Here is a 16,247-nt window from a genome sequence, read left to right on the forward strand (position 1 = left end):
ATGACCGACAAGGACAAGTACGCAGTATTCGGTAATCCGATCAAGCACAGTAAATCGCCGGCTATTCATGCTGCTTTTGCAGCTCAGTGTAGCCAGGCCATGCAGTATCGTGCGGTGCGTGTCGATGAGGGCGGGTTTGCCGAGGCGGCCCAGCGATTCTTTGAAGGCGGTGGCAGTGGCCTCAATGTCACTCTGCCTTTCAAGCAGGATGCCTGCCAGTTTGCAGATCGATTGAGCGAACGGGCAGAGCGCGCCCAAGCGGTCAACACATTGAAATTTGGTCCTGGTGGAGAGATCGAAGGCGATAATACTGATGGCATTGGTCTGGTGCGTGACATGGTTGTGAACCTGGGCTGGGTCGTTCAGGGTTTGCGAATTTTGATTGTCGGCGCCGGCGGCGCGGTGCGTGGTGTGCTTGAGCCCTTACTAAGAGAGCGCCCGGATCAGCTGCTTATTGTTAATCGCACCGCTGCAAAGGCAGAAGAGCTGGCCGCTGAATTCGCTGATCTGGGCACGGTCGAAGGCGGGGGCTATGACTTAATTGGTGAGCGTCAATTCGACCTGGTGATTAATGCCAGTAGTGCGGGTCTGTCCGGCGAGATGCCGGATCTGCCAAGCACCCTATTGACCGAGCGCAGTTGCTGTTACGACATGGTGTATGGCCCTGAGCCTACGGCATTTATGCGCTGGGCCGCTCATCATGCCGCCTGGGCAGTGTCCGACGGTCTGGGTATGCTGGTCGAGCAAGCGGCCCAGTCGTTCTATCTCTGGCGGGGCCAGCGCCCGGAAACTCGCCCTGTCATTCACCAGATTCGCGAGGCTATGGAGGCTGCATGAGCACACCCCCTCAAACCCGTCGCTTTATAGCCGGAGCCGTCTGTCCTCGCTGCGGTGCCATGGACAAAATCGTGGTGGACATGGAGACCCAGTCCAGAGAATGTGTGGCCTGTGATTTTTCGGAGGCCCGTCCCCCCGACCCACTTTCCCAAAATGAACTGCCCACCCGGGTCAGCCGCGCCGCAGCGCGCAGGGTGGAGACTCCCGCTCAGGTCGTGACGCTGGTGGATCCGACAGACTCTGAGAATTAAACCCCCCGTTTTAGCCTGATCTGCGGTCGCGCGCCGTAAGCGCGCCGCTGGACGTTTGTTGGCGGTAGCAAAATACGATGCTCAAACAACGCTAGCCCTCGTTTGCCCTAAGCCAGGCATCGTCCCTGTTTAAGCGCCAGAACCAGATGTAAAGAAAGACCCCCCGGGCGAGATTAAAGGCGGTAAAAGCTAGCCACAAGCCGTGATTACCCAGCCCTGTGCAGAGATACCAGAGAGGGAGGTAAACCAAGAAGACACTGAGTAACATGGTAGACATCATGTAACGCGTTTCGGCGGCCCCGATAAATACCCCATCCAGCAAATAGCTTGGCGCTGCAATGAGTGGCAGAACAATAAGCCAGGGGAAAAACTGTCGCATAAGTTCTTTAACGGAACTGATGTCGGTGAGAATGTTGATGAATACCGGTTGTAGCGTTAGAAACGCCAGGCTCATTATTCCTGCTGCAACCATCGTCCAAACACTGCATCGTTTGACAGCCCTTAAAAAGCCGTCCAGGTCGCGCCCACCCAGCCGTTGTCCCACCAGGCCCTCCGCTGCAAATGCAAATCCATCCATACCATAGGCAGCCAGCATCAGCAGTTGGAGCATCAAGGCATTGGCAGCGAGCACTTCGCTGCCAAAGTTCTCACCCTGGGCGGTAAAAAAGGCAAAACTGAACAGCAGGCACATCGTTCGCACAAATAAATGTCTATTGCTCTTCAGAAGTTGTTTGTAAGCGCTAACATCCCCCAAATGTCCCTTTATAAGCGACAGTTCTGCTGTTTGCAGTTGTTTCCAAACCGCCAGGATCGCGATAGTGCAGCCCAGGTATTCCGCAATAACAGTGGCAAGAGCAGCGCCATCGCTGTTCATCCCCAGTCCCATAATGAACAGAAAATCGAGGCCGATATTGACTAAATTAGTGACTACGACGATCAACATGGGCCAACGCGTATTCTGCCGGCCGATGAACCAACCGACGATGGTATATGTCACCAAGACAGCAGGCGCGCTGCCGATTCTAATGTTAGCGTAGGATTGGGCGAGGTTCAGCACGTCCTCTGCGGGCGACATCAACAACAGGCCCAGGTGGATTACCGGTCGGTGCAATAGAACCACCAGTGCTGCCAGCGCCAGTGCAAGAATAGCAGAGCGCATCAATACCAAAATAGAACCGATAGTGTCGCCGGCGCCCTCTGCCCTGGCTACCAGGCCAGTGGTGCCCATGCGTAAAAAGCTGAATCCCCAGTAGAGAAACGACAGTAGTGCGGCCCCAACGGCAACAGAGCCCAGGTAAAGGCTGCTATCAAGGTGTCCCAGAATCGCCGAATCCACCAGGCCCAGCAAAGGAATGGACACATTCGAGAAAATTGCAGGCCAGGCGATGCCCCATATTTTGTGGTCCAGCTGCTTGTTAGTTTCCATATATGCTCTTTATGATGTTGTCGCTTCAAGCCCTTTTACTGTCTAGGTACGGACGAATTTCTGATGCAGTAAAAACTTGGGATTGCCAGCCACTGCGGGTATACTTGCCGCGTTTTGCTGGTGCCGTCAATGGACGCACTGTCGGCAAAATTGAGTCAGCCGGTCATCTTTGCCCTGTCTTTATCACATCTGCCCCCGGGACCCGGGGCTGCCAGAATGCGATCCTATGTTGGGTCCATTCAGTGACAAGTTCAGGGCTGGCAACAATTAGAACCGGTTGTGAGGATTAAAAACAGACTAAATATGGAGACACGGGAAATGTGTTTTGAAGCGAAGCGGCTGTTCAGACTCGCGCTCGGTCCTGTCCTTATGTTGTTAAGCGCTGCCACTATGGCCGCGGGCGGCGAAGTAAGCTCGTTCAATATGTCGCCAGGTGTGACTGCTGTAGGTAAGGAAATATACAGCCTGCACATGATCATCTTCTGGATCTGCACGATCATTGGCGTTGGTGTTTTTGGGGTGATGTTTTATTCCATCTATGCCCACCGTAAGTCGAAAGGCGCGGTTGCCGCTACCTTTCATGAGAGCACCAAGGTAGAGATTGCCTGGACAATTATTCCGTTCTTTATTTTGATCGGTATGGCATTTCCAGCTACTACTACGCTGCTCAAAATCTATGACAACGACGAGGCCGATATGGACGTAGTTGTGACTGGATTTCAGTGGAAGTGGAAATACGAATACCTGAACGAAGAAGGTGAAAACGTAAGCTTCTTTTCTAACTTGCGCACCGCTCAGGATGAGATTTATAACACGACAGAAAAGGGTGAGCATTACCTACTGGAAGTTGATGAGCCTCTGGTGCTGCCTGTTGATACTAAAGTGCGCTTCCTGGTAACCGGCAACGATGTCATTCACTCCTGGTGGGTTCCTGAACTTGCGGTCAAAAAAGATGCAGTTCCCGGCTTTATTAACGAAGCCTGGACCCGCACAACAGTGGAAGGTATTTACCGCGGACAGTGTGCTGAACTGTGTGGCAAAGAACACGGCTTCATGCCCATTGTGGTCAATGTTGTCAGCAAAGAAGAGTACGCTCAGTGGTTAGCTGAGAAGCAGGGAGAGGCAGCGCAAATCAAGGATTTGATGGCTCAAACCTTCTCTATGGACGAACTCATGGAGCGTGGCAAGGCAACGTACGAGCGCAGTTGCCTGGCCTGCCACGGCGCATCTGGTGAAGGTGGTGTTGGTACGGCAATCGCCGGCAGCGCTGTTGCTACAGGTGAGCTTGCGGGCCATCTGAACATCGGTATTAACGGTGTACCGGGTACAGCGATGCAGGCTTTTGGTAGCCAGCTGAACGATGTCGATATGGCGGCGGTAATCACATATCAGCGAAATGCATTTGGCAACAATATGGGTGACATGGTTCAGCCTATTGATGTCTTTAACCACAAGAAAGGCTAGTCGGAGGACTTCACGATGGGAGATCATCATCACGGCCCTGCGAAGGGCATAGGTCGGTGGCTTTTCACCACTAACCACAAAGATATCGGAACCATGTACCTGTGGTTTTCGTTCGCAATGTTTATTATGGGTGGCTTCTTTGCCATGGTCATTCGTGCCGAGCTGTTCCAGCCCGGCATGCAGCTGGTAGAGCCCGCCTTTTTCAACCAGATGACGACTTTGCACGGCTTAGTCATGGTGTTTGGGGCGATTATGCCCTCTTTCGTTGGCTTGGCTAACTGGATGATCCCGATGATGATCGGAGCGCCGGACATGGCGCTGCCAAGGATGAACAACTGGAGCTTCTGGATTCTGCCGCCAACGTTTTTGCTGCTGGCATCAACATTGTTTATGGAAGGTGGAGCGCCCGCCTTTGGCTGGACTTTTTACGCTCCGCTGTCGACTACTTACGCTCCGCCGTCAGTCACATTCTTTATCTTCTCAGTACACGTACTGGGTCTGTCATCCATCATGGGGTCCATTAATATCATTGCGACGGTAATGAACATGCGCGCTCCTGGCATGACTTACATGAAGATGCCGCTATTTGTGTGGACCTGGCTGATCACTGCTTTCCTGCTGGTTGCGGTTATGCCGGTTCTAGCCGGGGCGGTCACCATGATGTTGATGGATATTCACTTTGGCACCAGCTTCTTCTCGGCGGCCGGTGGCGGTGACCCGGTGTTGTTCCAGCACGTATTCTGGTTCTTCGGACATCCAGAGGTGTACATCATCATCCTGCCCGCCTTTGGCGTAGTTTCGCAGATCATTCCTGCGTTCTCGCGTAAGCCGCTGTTTGGTTATGATTCCATGGTGTACGCAACAGCCTCTATCGCATTCCTGTCCTTCATTGTGTGGGCTCACCACATGTATACGGTGGGTATGCCAGTAGCGGGTGAGCTGTTCTTTATGTACGCCACCATGCTGATTGCAGTACCCACAGGGGTGAAGGTATTCAACTGGATTTCCACGATGTGGCGTGGCTCTTTATCGTTTGAGACCCCCATGCTGTTCTCTCTCGGCTTCCTGGTGCTATTTACCATTGGTGGTTTCACCGGCCTGATGCTGTCAATTGCGCCGGCCGACTTCCAGTATCACGACTCCTACTTTGTGGTTGCTCACTTCCACTATGTCATGGTCGCTGGCGCGGTGTTCTCTATGACCGCGGCGGTCTACTACTGGTTGCCCAAGTGGTGCGGTAAAATGTACAACGAGGCGATGGGTAAGACGCATTTCTGGATTTCGTTTGTCGGCTTTAACCTCGCCTTCTTCCCGCAGCATTTCGTGGGACTGGCAGGTATGCCGCGTCGTATTCCCGACTATGCTCTGCAGTTCGCGGACTTCAATATGATGTCTTCGATCGGCGCCTTCATTTATGGCGCCTCGCAGATCATGTTCCTGTACAACGTGATAGCAACGATCGTGTCCGGTAAGCCAACTTCTGAAGAGAAGGTTTGGGACGGCGCTGAAGGCTTGGAGTGGACAATTCCTACGCCTGCTCCTTACCATACGTTCGAAACGCCGCCTAAAATTGATCCGGCGCACGCTCACTCCTGAGGATTATGAGTCAGTGATTCAAGTAAACGCCAACCCAGCAATCGATACCGCCATTAAATTGGTGGTGGTAGCGATTGCCATGTTCGCATTTGTGTTTGTAGTGATGGTTCCATTGTACGACGTGCTATGCGATGCCCTGGGTATCAATGGCAAGACCTCGGGAGAGGCTTATACGTCGGTGCCGGTCGCGGTTGACGAGAGTCGCACGATTAAAATCCAGTTTGTGGCGACTAACAATGAGGGCATGCCCTGGGAGTTTGGACCCAGCGTGACTGCGATGAAAGTACATCCGGGAGCGGTCAACGATACGGTTTTTTACGCCCGTAATCCTTTACCTGAAGCGATGGTTGCACAGGCAATACCCAGTGTTTCACCGGCCCGTGCTGCCGCTTACTTCCATAAGACCGAGTGCTTTTGCTTTAACCAGCAGCCATTGGATGGCGATAGCGCCGCAGAGATGCCTCTGCAGTTTATTGTAGATCAGGGCTTACCGCGGGACATACGCACAATTACACTGTCGTATACAATTTTTGATGTAACAGATATGGCGAGCGGCGCAGTCGCCGTTCGCTGAGGCGCAGGTTGGGGAACCTGCGAACTAACGGAGAAATAAAATGAGTAATCCGACTTCTACTGAGTACGAAACGTATTACGTACCCGAGAAGAGCAAGATGGCGGTAATGGCCACTATCGGCCTGATTCTTTCTATATACGGCGCCGCCAGCATCATGAATGACATGACTTTCGGCGACCCTACTGAGCCCACCAGCTCTTGGTCTATATTCCTTTGTGGGCTGTTTTTCTTCATGGCGACACTGTTCGTCTGGTTCCGTATGGCGATCAGGGAAAACATTGCGGGTATGAACAGTGCCCAGCTCAAGAAGTCCTACGTGCTGGGTATGTACTGGTTTATCTTCTCAGAAGTGATGTTCTTCTTTGCATTTTTCGGAGCGCTTTTCTACCTACGTAATTTGGCCGGCCCCTGGCTGGCTGGCGAGGGTGATGGCGGTCGCATGAACGGCATCTTGTGGGAAGGGTTTGAGTTTTCCTGGCCGATGATGCAAACGCCTCAGGAAGCGGTTGGTGGTGCTGTAGTTCAGCCCATTGCCAACAATGGCTCCTTCACCAGCGCCGAGACCAGCATGGCGTTTGCTGAGGTTAGCCATTGGTATCACTGGCTGCCCATGTGGAACACGTTCATTCTGCTGACGTCCAGCTTTACCTGTCACGTTGCCCACTTGGGTATTCTTGACGGCAACAAGAAGAAATTTAATCTCTGGTTGGGAATTACCGTTGCTCTGGGCATAGTGTTCCTGTTCCTGCAGGTGGCAGAATATTATGAGGCCTACGCCCTCTTTGGGCTTACCCTGAACTCCGGTGTTTATGGCTCGACATTCTTTATGTTGACCGGGTTCCACGGCTTCCACGTGTTCATGGGTATGACCATGCTGGCAATACAGTTGGTCCGCAGCTTGCGCGGCCAGTTTACTGCTGACGATCACTTTGGCTTTGAAGCGTCCAGCTGGTACTGGCACTTTGTTGATGTGGTTTGGGTATTCCTGTTCCTGTTCGTCTATATTTTGTAATGCTTTGTAGTTCTCGCTACGGCGTGAACTAGCGAACGTGAGCAATGCTAAGCCCCCGCTATTGCGGGGGCGATTGTTTTTGGGGAAGGGAAACCAGGCCTGATTAGCGCGAGAAGTCAGTCAGCGTTTTGACTGGCGTTTGGCCTTGGCCCGGCATCCCAGGGGTTGCGGTGTCCGAGCTGATCGGTGGCGACACCGTAAATAATCACGGCAAGTAAAGCGCTAGCCAGGCCCAGCCTCACTCCTAGTGAGTGAAAAGTGCGACGCTTTGTCTTGTCGCCCTGATCTAGCATCAGGTAGTAGAATCCGCTTCCCATGCTGGCGACCAGTGCCAGCATCAGGACGATTATCAGGGTTTTTAGCAAAAGGAGTCCCTCCTCAGGTGAGAGACCAGTATAAACCAGTACCGCGTCCCAAGCTCACTTTGAGGCTGCACTAATGGCCGCTCGCTTTGAGTTTGATTTCGAGTGGCGCATCACTTTGTTTACGCTGCTGTTGTTGCCGTTGCTGGTGTCTCTTGGGTTTTGGCAGTTGCAGCGGGCTGACGAAAAGGCTCTGCTTGCGGCGGCCTTTGAGCAACAGCAGGCCAGGGCCCCTGCCCCGCTGGATGAGGTCACCGCGTATCCTGTTGAGCAGTTGGCTTATCTGCCTGTGCTCCTCAAGGGACAGTATCGGCAGGGCGAACATTTCCTGCTGGATAACAGGATGTTTGGACGCAAATTTGGCAACGAAGTGCTGTCGGTGTTCGAGCTGGACAGCGGTGGGATGGTGCTGGTCAACAGGGGCTGGATAGAGGCCGACTCGAGCAGGCGGTCGATGCCCCTGGTGCCAGAGGTAGAGGGTTCAGCGACTGTTAGTGGTCATGTTTATGTTTCTCCTGGCGAGCCCTACATGTTGGCTGATGAGCCTTTGGGTGCATCCTGGCCACGCCAGGTTCAGTCTGTGCAAGTAGAAAAAATGGCACAAGTTGTAGGCGGCGACTTGTTCAGTTACCCCGTAAGGATTGATGCCGAGAGCCCGGGTGCCCTGACAGTAGATTGGCAAGTCATTAACGTGAGCCCGGCCAAGCATCACGGTTATGCAGTGCAGTGGTTTAGCATGGCGGCGATGCTTGCATTGATATATTTTTTGCGCAGTTGCAACCTTTGGCAGTTAATTCGAGGTACAGCCTCGAGTCAGGCTGAGAACGAGTAAGTAATGACAGAAGAAAAACAAATTCGAAGTAACCGCCTGGTACTGCTGATGATTGCGGGCATTCCAGTCACAATGATTCTCGCCGCGAGTTGGCTGTGGTATTACGTAGTCAATGGTGAGCTCGACTTGATAGGCACTGTAGGTACAGCCAACAGCGGTCGCTTGATTCAGCCACCGCGTCAAATTGACGAAATCGCAATGCGCACCGATACCGGCGCAGCAATGAAATACACTGACCTCCCCCGAAAATGGACCATGGTTATTGCCAATGAAGGTGCTGTTTGTGATGCTAGCTGCGAGAAATCCCTTTACGTTACTCGCCAGATACACGTTGCCCTGGGCAAGGGTTTTAGTCGAATTGGCAGGTTGTATCTTAGTGAGCAAGCGTCTGGGCAGACGTCGCTTGGGGTATCACAGCTGAGCGACGAACGCCCTGCCCCGGGTTCACTCGACGAGCTGTTGGACTCGGAGCACCGTGGTCTGAAGTCATTAACTCTGGCTGCCGGTGGTTATGAAAAACTGTTCCCCGAGCAACGACAGGATAAAAGCACCTGGTATCTTGTGGATCCTGCGGGTTGGGTGATGATGTCTTACAATAGCGGCAATCACTACAAGGATGTGATTTCCGATCTCAAGTTTCTGTTGAAGAACTCCAGCGGGTAAGGCGCCATGGCAGATTTACAGAGCACAGAAGCCGCCACCTGGCGCGATTATAAAGAGCTGACCAAGCCTAATGTCGTGCTGCTGATGATTCTCACTTCCGCTATTGGTATGTTTATGGCGGTACCCGGCATGGTGCCGCTGGATGTACTGATACTAGGCAATCTGGGTATTGCTCTGTCTGCCGGAGCGGCTGCAGCGGTAAACCACCTGGTTGACCAGCGCATTGACTTGCAAATGGCTCGCACTCATAACCGCCCTATCGCAACGGGCCGCCTGAGTAATACCCAGGCGACCGTGTTTGCCATGATAATGGGCGGGCTGGGTATGACGATCCTGATGGTTTTTGTTAACCCTCTGACAGCCTGGCTTACGCTGGCGTCCCTGCTAGGTTATGCCTTTGTCTATACCATGTTTCTTAAGCGAGCCACGCCCCAGAATATTGTGATTGGTGGCCTGGCGGGTGCGGCGCCTCCTCTGCTGGGCTGGACCGCTGTCACCGGAGAAATTCATGGGCATGCCCTGCTTCTGGTGTTGATCATTTTTGCCTGGACTCCGCCCCATTTCTGGGCATTGGCTATTCACCGGCGGGAGGAATACGCAGCCGTTGGGATACCGATGCTGCCGGTGACCCATGGCGTGGCTTTTACCAAGCTACAAATCCTGCTTTACACCATTATTATGTTCCTTATCACCCTGCTTCCGTACGCCACTAGAATGAGCGGACCGCTTTACCTCCTCGGAGCCGTCGTTCTCGGGCTTGGTTTCCTTTACTGGGCGGTTGAGTTAATGCGGGGCAAGAACGCCAACGCCCCCATGGAGACTTTTAAATACTCCATTACCTACTTGATGGCGCTGTTTGTGGTGATGTTGGTGGACCACTATTTGTTTCCGGTAAGCACTCTATGACGACGACTACGCGCAACCCGACCCAGGCTCGTAATATCAAGATTACCGTGGCCGCGATACTGGTGCTCATTACGATCATCGTGGCGGGCTTTGTTAATCGTGTGCAGCAACCCAGAGTCATGACTTTCGCTGAAATGAAGATAAATGGGCTCTATTTGTTGCAAACACCGCGTAACTTCGGCGAAGTAAAGCTGATAGACCATCATGGCGAACCGTTCACCAGAGAGCGCCTGGAGGGTCACTGGACTATGGTTTTCTTCGGCTTTACCCATTGTCCTGACATATGCCCGACTACTATGGCGTTTATGGACAAGTTCATGGCAGAGCTGGAGGGTACGGAGGCGCAGGAAACCGAGGTGGTGCTGGTGACCGTCGATCCGGCGCGAGACACGGTAGAACAACTTGCCGCCTATGTGCCCTATTTTAATCCAGACTTCACTGGGGTAACCGGCGAGTTTCTCGATGTTCACCGCTTTGCTACTGCGCTTAACACGCCCTTTCGGAGGGTTCCCGGCCAGGACGAAAATTACCAGGTAGACCATAGTTCCAATGTGGTACTTATAAATCCTCGCGGCGACTACCATGGCTTTTTTAAAGCGCCCCTGGACCAGGCCAAGATGAAGGTGACCTATCGGTCGGCGCGGGTTCTCTGGGACTACTAGCTTCTCGCAGATAACAGAAGATGATCCCCGAGAGTTCTCAAGCCAAGTTAGGAAAGGTTCTGTGGCGTTAGTTGGTACCAACTTATAAAATAAAAAAAAGGTGGCTGCCCCGTCTTTTTTAGTAGAGAGTTCTATTATGGCTTCAACACCCCCTATTGTGCTTGTAGATGGCTCGTCTTATGTTTATCGGGCCTTTCATGCTCTGCCGCCACTCACCAATTCCAAGGGTCAGGCGACCGGAGCGGTCAAAGGCGTGATCAATATGCTCCGTCGGCTGCTCAAGGACTACCCCGAAAGCCCGGTAGTTGGGGTGTTTGATGCCAAGGGCAAGACCTTTCGCGACGACCTTTACCCTGAGTACAAAGCAAACCGCCCTTCGATGCCCGATGAGTTGCGCGAGCAAATCGTTCCCATTCACTCGATAGTGCGTGCTATGGGTCTGCCTTTTCTCTGTGTGGAGGGCGTTGAGGCTGATGACGTTATTGGCACGTTGGCGCGACAGGCAAGTGAGCAGGGCAGGAGTGTAGTGATCTCCACCGGCGATAAGGATATGGCGCAATTGGTGGATAAGCACACGACCCTGGTCAACACGATGACCGATACAGTGATGGACGAAGCGGGCGTGGAGCAAAAATTTGGCATTCCGCCGAGCCTGATCATCGATTTTCTCGCCTTGATGGGCGATAAAGTCGACAACATTCCCGGGGTTGCTGGCGTGGGCGAAAAAACAGCCCTGGGTTTACTGCAGGGTATTGGCAGCCTGGACGATATTTATGCGTCATTGGATAAAGTGGCGGAATTGTCTTTTCGCGGCGCTAAAACCATGGCGCCCAAGCTGGAGGCGGAAAAAGCCAATGCTTACATGTCCTACGAGCTCGCCACGATCAAGACGGACGTGGAGTTGGACCAACGCCCCGAGGTGTTGGCTAATGCCGAGCCCGACCGGGAGGCCTTGGTAGAGTGGTATACCCAGATGGAGTTTCGTGCCTGGTTGGAGGACTTGCTGGAAGAGGGTGAAGCCCCCGTGGTGGAGCAGTTGGAAACCAGCTACGAGATCATCACCGAGCAACAGGAGCTGGACCGTTGGCTACAACAGCTGGAAGCGGCCGAGTTGTTTGCTTTTGATACTGAAACCACCAGCCTGAACTATATGGAAGCGAAAGTGGTGGGGGTTTCTTTTGCGATTGAAGCAGGTAAAGCAGCCTACGTTCCGTTGGCGCATGATTACCTGGGCGCGCCAGAGCAGCTAGACCGTGATGCAGTACTGGCACAAATGAAGCCCCTGTTGGAGGACCCAAATCAGGCTAAAGTGGGCCAGAACCTGAAATATGACGCCAGCGTCCTGGCCAACCACGGCATTGCACTTAAAGGCATTGATTACGACACGATGCTGGAATCTTACGTGCTCGATTCTACCGCGACGCGCCATGATATGGATAGTCTGGCGCTGAAATACCTGGGCCAGAACACTATTCACTTTGAAGACATTGCGGGAAAGGGCGCCAAGCAGCTCACCTTTAACCAGGTCAAGGTGGAGGAGGCGGGTCCTTATGCGGCCGAAGATGCCGACATTACACTGCGCCTGCACCAGGCTCTTTGGCCCAAGCTGGAAGAGCTCTCCAGCTTGTTGCCGGTGTTCAGGGATATAGAATTACCACTGGTGCCGGTGCTGTCTAAAATTGAACGGCAGGGGGCCTTGCTGTCTTGTGAAATGCTGCATCAGCAGAGCACTGAACTTGGGCTGCGGCTGGAAGAACTGAAGTCTGCTGCCTATGAACTGGCGGGGCAGGAGTTTAATCTGGGATCTCCCAAGCAATTGGGAGAAATCCTGTTTGAAAAACTCGAGCTCCCGATCATCAAGAAAACGCCAAAGGGAGCCCCCAGTACCGCTGAAGAGGTGCTGGTAGAGCTGGCCCTGGATTATCCTTTGCCGAAGCTATTGCTGGAATACCGCAGTTTGTCGAAGCTCAAATCTACTTACACGGATAAATTGCCGGGGATGGTCAATCCGCAAACGGGCAGGGTGCATACTTCCTATCACCAGGCCGTGGCTGCGACGGGGCGGTTGTCCTCCTCTGACCCTAACCTGCAAAATATCCCGATCCGCACGGAGGAGGGCAGGCGCATCCGCCAGGCTTTTATTGCGCCACAAGGCTTTCGCATCGTGGCTGCGGACTACTCGCAAATCGAATTGCGCATCATGGCGCATTTGTCCGATGACCCGAGCTTGCTCACGGCTTTTAAAGAGGGGCAGGATGTGCATCGCGCTACGGCTGCGGAGGTATTCGAAGTTAGTCTGGATGAAGTTTCTGGCGATCAGCGCCGCAAGGCGAAGGCTATTAACTTCGGTCTGATTTACGGCATGTCGGCATTTGGCCTGGCCAAGCAACTACATCTTGGGCGCCACGAGGCCCAGGAATATATCGACCGTTATTTTAAACGGTATCCCGGAGTGGCCCAATATATGGATCGCACCCGAGCGATTGCCAAAGAGCAGGGCTTTGTGGAGACGCTGTTTGGTCGGCGCCTGTACTTACCGGAAATTAATGCCCGCAACAAAATGCGGGTACAGGCCGCCGAACGTACAGCGATCAATGCCCCCATGCAGGGCAGTGCCGCAGACATTATCAAGCGGGCCATGCTATCCGTCGACCAATGGCTGGAGCAGGGTGACGCCAACGCTCGCATGATTATGCAGGTGCACGATGAATTGGTACTGGAGGTGGCTAACGATGAAGTAGACGCAGTCAGTAACCAGGTATGCCGCCTGATGTCCGGCGCCGCCGAACTCGCGGTACCCTTATTGGTTGAGGCGGGGGTTGGTGATAATTGGGACGAGGCCCACTAGTCGTTCTCAGTGCTGCGTTGCCACTCCCGGGGGTCAAGCCGGTAATAGGCTTGTAGCTCTGCAAAAAGCTCAGGTCTGGCCTTCTGCAGTTGCCGGGGTTGCTCAAAGAAAGCTTCTGTTGCGACAGCGAAAAACTCCGCGGGGTTGGTCGCGCCGTATTGATCTATTACAGTCGCCAGGCCGCGTTGGCTGCGATGGCGTAAATCTTCAAAATTTTCCGTGAAGACTCTTGCCCATGACTGGTAGCTATTGCTGCGCAGGGGCGGGGCTCCGTTGGTTGAGCCAGACAGACCGTCCAACTGGTGGGCAAATTCGTGCAGCACCACGTTATGGCCGTCGCCAAAGTCAGACACACCCTTCTCCACGTCGTCCCAGGATAGGATGACCTTGCCGTTACTCCACGACTCTCCCAGCAGGTCGTGTCTCGCTATCGCAACCGTGCCGTTATCCTGCATTTGATCCCTTTCTGCACGGAAAGCGCTGGGATACACCAGTACAGAAAGTAGCTTGGGATAGGTCTGCCAGCCTTTGTTGAGCAGCAACAAACAGGCTTGACCGGCAATGGTAATACGAATTTCATCGGTGATTTCGAGGCCAGCACAGCCGTAGAATTGCTTGCGCGTCAGAAAGAGAAGGATCAGCTGCTTCAGCCGATGCTGCTGATCTTCGCCAAGCGCAGGGTAGACCGGCAGGTTGCAGGACAGTATCGCCTCATGTTGCGCGGGAAAGGGCTTTTGCCTGATCCACTTATCGCGCAAAAACGTTTGATAGATGAATAGAATCGCCCCGGCGGCCACAATGAGGAGAAAAATGGTTACAGCCATATGTGAAAACCCTGTGCTTGATTGAACTCATGTCAGATTATTTGGTCGTAGTTTAGGTAGCAGATGCTACATCCCTGTAGAAGGCTTCATCTTCATGGGTCTTCGCGAACAAGTCTCTTTCCCCAGAGACTCTAGGTGTTTCGGTTGCCTTCCCCTTAGAGGCAACCGATTTTTTTGTCTGCGAACAGGTGCGCGACAAGCCTGGCTCAGCAGCTCTCAATGTCCTCGTCCGGATCGTAAACGCTGGCATCGGTCAGCCATCCGTCCAACACCTCTACCAATTGCTGATGGCCGCTGTGCTTCAGTGCCGAGAAAAGCTGCACCGAAACCAGCGCTTCGTGGGCTTTCATTGCCTTGCGGACACCTAACAGTGAGTTATTGGCGGGCCCTTTTTTGAGCTTATCGGCTTTAGTGAGCAAAATGTGCACGGGCATATGGGCTGTGAGTGCCCAGTTGAGCATTTGTTCATCAAAAGGTTGCAGCGGATGACGCACATCCATGAGTAGAATCATGCCTCGCAGACACTGTCGCTTGGCCAGGTAATTCTCCAACTGTTTTGTCCACTCTTTCTTCACGGCCACCGGTACCTTGGCAAAGCCGTAGCCCGGAAGATCCACTAGGCGCTGGCTCGTTGAGAGCTCAAAGAAATTAATCAACTGGGTACGCCCCGGAGTTTTGGAGGTTTTAGCGAGCTTTTTATTATTAGTTAAGCTATTGATTGCGCTAGACTTTCCAGCATTCGACCGGCCTGCAAATGCCACCTCCCAACCTTTATCTGGCGGGCATTGGTGAAGCTTGGCTGCGCTGGTCAGATACACCGCCCCGCGGTAGTTTGGGGTTGCTGGGCCGGGGACTTGGTCCTGTTCAGACATTGTGTGGTATTGCCTTTGTAGGTGTGGATAACTCGTATATAATGCCACAGCTTTTTTAGACTGTTATGAAAAGCTTGCGTGGCCCAGAGTCACCACTAATCGAGAGGTACCTCATGAACAAGATCATTGCAGCAGCTCTGTTATTGTGTGCGACTGGCGCTTTCGCGGAGCCCGATATGGGTAAGTACAACAAGAGCTGCGCTGTCTGTCACGCGACAGGCGCCGCCAACGCACCGAAAACAGGTGACGCTGCGGCTTGGGAACCACGTCTTGCCAAAGGTATGGATACACTGGTTGCATCTGTGGCCTCCGGCCTCAATGCCATGCCACCCAAGGGTATGTGTTTCGACTGCTCTGACGAAGACGTTAAGGCCTTGATCGAATTTATGGCCAAGCCTGCTGAATAAGCTGGCGTTAAACTACGTAATATCTGGAACGAACATGAAGAAAATTTTGATCCTGGTCAGCCTGCTGATGGGCTGGTCTCAAATAGTCATTGCACAACCGGGTGATGCCGCTGCCGGCGAAGCGAATAGTGTTGTGTGTAGTGCCTGTCACGGCGCCGACGGAAACAGTGCAGTAGCGTCGTTTCCCAAGCTGGCTGGTTTGGGTGAGAAGTATCTGCTCAAGCAATTGATGGACATTCGAGACGGTGGCCGTCCAATCGCGACAATGGTTGGTCTGCTGGATGAAAAATCGGACCAGGACCTGGCAAATCTCGCCGCCTTTTATGCGGGTCAGGCACGCTCAGGCAGCCAGGCTAATCCTGATTTAGTGGCGCTGGGTGAAAAAGTGTATCGCTCCGGAGTCGCTGAGCGAAAGGTTGCCGCCTGCACGTCCTGTCATTCACCCAATGGCAAGGGCAATGCGCCCGCTGGGTTCCCAGCACTGGCTGGGCAACATGCAGACTACATTGCGGCTCAGTTAAAAGCCTATCGCAAGGGTTATGAAGATAAGACCGGGCGTACTAATGATGGCGAAAGCAAAATTATGCGCACCAATGCATTTGGGCTGTCTGACAAGGAAATTGAGGCCGTCGCCAGCTATGCGGCCGGTCTGAAGTAAGTTGCTGTGCTCTGGGAAAAGGTGGCAATATGCCGCCTTTTTTTGTATCGAGA

17 protein-coding genes are annotated in these 16,247 nt (G+C 53.2%); 13 read left to right on the top strand and 4 right to left on the bottom strand.

What is annotated here, in order from left to right; translation table 11 throughout:
* A complete protein-coding gene (gene aroE / locus EYC87_RS08955; protein WP_007230580.1) occupies nucleotides 1-837 on the top strand; it encodes a shikimate dehydrogenase in 837 nt (278 codons plus the stop codon).
* Nucleotides 834-1,088 (top strand): YheV family putative zinc ribbon protein, encoded by a 255-nt coding sequence (locus tag EYC87_RS08960; protein ID WP_040542584.1) that lies wholly within the window; start codon nucleotides 834-836, stop codon nucleotides 1,086-1,088. Before aroE ends, EYC87_RS08960 begins: the two co-directional genes overlap by 4 nt.
* Before the next feature lie 91 nt (nucleotides 1,089-1,179).
* Here the strand turns inward: EYC87_RS08960 and EYC87_RS08965 are convergent, their stop codons facing one another.
* Complete coding sequence (locus EYC87_RS08965) at nucleotides 1,180-2,514, bottom strand: MATE family efflux transporter (RefSeq protein WP_279252574.1); 1,335 nt, start codon at nucleotides 2,512-2,514, stop codon at nucleotides 1,180-1,182.
* A gap of 318 nt (nucleotides 2,515-2,832) precedes the next feature.
* On the opposite strand from EYC87_RS08965, the gene coxB reads away from it, so the two are divergent.
* Genes coxB through EYC87_RS08985 form a run of 4 tightly spaced genes read left to right on the top strand, consistent with a single transcriptional unit; the run spans nucleotide 2,833 to nucleotide 7,160 of the window.
* Nucleotides 2,833-3,978 (top strand): cytochrome c oxidase subunit II, encoded by a 1,146-nt coding sequence (gene coxB / locus EYC87_RS08970; RefSeq protein ID WP_040542582.1) that lies wholly within the window; start codon nucleotides 2,833-2,835, stop codon nucleotides 3,976-3,978.
* A 15-nt stretch (nucleotides 3,979-3,993) separates the two neighbouring features.
* Nucleotides 3,994-5,574, top strand: coding sequence for a cytochrome c oxidase subunit I (gene ctaD / locus EYC87_RS08975; protein ID WP_279252575.1), 1,581 nt, complete (start codon nucleotides 3,994-3,996; stop codon nucleotides 5,572-5,574).
* A gap of 13 nt (nucleotides 5,575-5,587) precedes the next feature.
* Nucleotides 5,588-6,148 carry a cytochrome c oxidase assembly protein gene (locus EYC87_RS08980; protein WP_040542610.1) on the top strand — a complete coding sequence of 187 codons (561 nt, stop codon included), beginning with the start codon at nucleotides 5,588-5,590 and terminating at the stop codon, nucleotides 6,146-6,148.
* 40 nt (nucleotides 6,149-6,188) lie between these two features.
* Nucleotides 6,189-7,160 carry a cytochrome c oxidase subunit 3 gene (locus EYC87_RS08985; RefSeq protein WP_279252576.1) on the top strand — a complete coding sequence of 324 codons (972 nt, stop codon included), beginning with the start codon at nucleotides 6,189-6,191 and terminating at the stop codon, nucleotides 7,158-7,160.
* 116 nt (nucleotides 7,161-7,276) lie between these two features.
* Here the strand turns inward: EYC87_RS08985 and EYC87_RS08990 are convergent, their stop codons facing one another.
* Nucleotides 7,277-7,525, bottom strand: a complete 249-nt coding sequence (locus EYC87_RS08990) for a DUF2909 domain-containing protein (RefSeq protein ID WP_040542578.1) — start codon at nucleotides 7,523-7,525, stop codon at nucleotides 7,277-7,279.
* A 73-nt stretch (nucleotides 7,526-7,598) separates the two neighbouring features.
* Here EYC87_RS08990 and EYC87_RS08995 point away from each other — a divergent pair, with 73 nt between their 5' ends.
* The 5 genes from EYC87_RS08995 (at nucleotide 7,599) to polA (ending at nucleotide 13,433) form a co-directional block, all read left to right on the top strand.
* Nucleotides 7,599-8,354 carry an SURF1 family protein gene (locus EYC87_RS08995; RefSeq protein WP_279252577.1) on the top strand — a complete coding sequence of 252 codons (756 nt, stop codon included), beginning with the start codon at nucleotides 7,599-7,601 and terminating at the stop codon, nucleotides 8,352-8,354.
* A 3-nt stretch (nucleotides 8,355-8,357) separates the two neighbouring features.
* Entirely contained in the window at nucleotides 8,358-9,017 is a 660-nt protein-coding gene (locus EYC87_RS09000) for a hypothetical protein (protein ID WP_279252578.1), read from the top strand.
* 6 nt (nucleotides 9,018-9,023) lie between these two features.
* Complete coding sequence (gene cyoE, locus EYC87_RS09005; protein ID WP_279252579.1) at nucleotides 9,024-9,923, top strand: heme o synthase; 900 nt, start codon at nucleotides 9,024-9,026, stop codon at nucleotides 9,921-9,923.
* Nucleotides 9,920-10,585 (top strand): SCO family protein, encoded by a 666-nt coding sequence (locus EYC87_RS09010; protein ID WP_279252580.1) that lies wholly within the window; start codon nucleotides 9,920-9,922, stop codon nucleotides 10,583-10,585. Before cyoE ends, EYC87_RS09010 begins: the two co-directional genes overlap by 4 nt.
* 136 nt (nucleotides 10,586-10,721) lie before the next feature.
* A complete protein-coding gene (polA, locus tag EYC87_RS09015) occupies nucleotides 10,722-13,433 on the top strand; it encodes a DNA polymerase I (protein WP_279252581.1) in 2,712 nt (903 codons plus the stop codon).
* Here polA and EYC87_RS09020 read toward each other — a convergent pair.
* Together EYC87_RS09020 and yihA are read right to left on the bottom strand one after the other, a co-directional pair.
* Nucleotides 13,430-14,257, bottom strand: a complete 828-nt coding sequence (locus tag EYC87_RS09020) for a M90 family metallopeptidase (protein WP_279252582.1) — start codon at nucleotides 14,255-14,257, stop codon at nucleotides 13,430-13,432. The genes polA and EYC87_RS09020 overlap by 4 nt on opposite strands.
* Nucleotides 14,258-14,463: 206 nt before the next feature.
* Nucleotides 14,464-15,129, bottom strand: coding sequence for a ribosome biogenesis GTP-binding protein YihA/YsxC (gene yihA / locus EYC87_RS09025; RefSeq protein ID WP_279252583.1), 666 nt, complete (start codon nucleotides 15,127-15,129; stop codon nucleotides 14,464-14,466).
* Between the two features lie 113 nt (nucleotides 15,130-15,242).
* Between yihA and EYC87_RS09030 the strand changes: the two genes are divergently transcribed.
* Nucleotides 15,243-15,536, top strand: a complete 294-nt coding sequence (locus EYC87_RS09030) for a c-type cytochrome (RefSeq protein WP_279252584.1) — start codon at nucleotides 15,243-15,245, stop codon at nucleotides 15,534-15,536.
* Between the two features lie 34 nt (nucleotides 15,537-15,570).
* Nucleotides 15,571-16,194 (top strand): c-type cytochrome, encoded by a 624-nt coding sequence (locus EYC87_RS09035; RefSeq protein WP_279252585.1) that lies wholly within the window; start codon nucleotides 15,571-15,573, stop codon nucleotides 16,192-16,194.
* The last annotated feature ends 53 nt before the right edge of the window (nucleotides 16,195-16,247 follow it).

This window comes from Candidatus Seongchinamella marina (assembly GCF_026262685.1).
Lineage (GTDB): Bacteria > Pseudomonadota > Gammaproteobacteria > Pseudomonadales > Halieaceae > Halioglobus > Halioglobus marinus.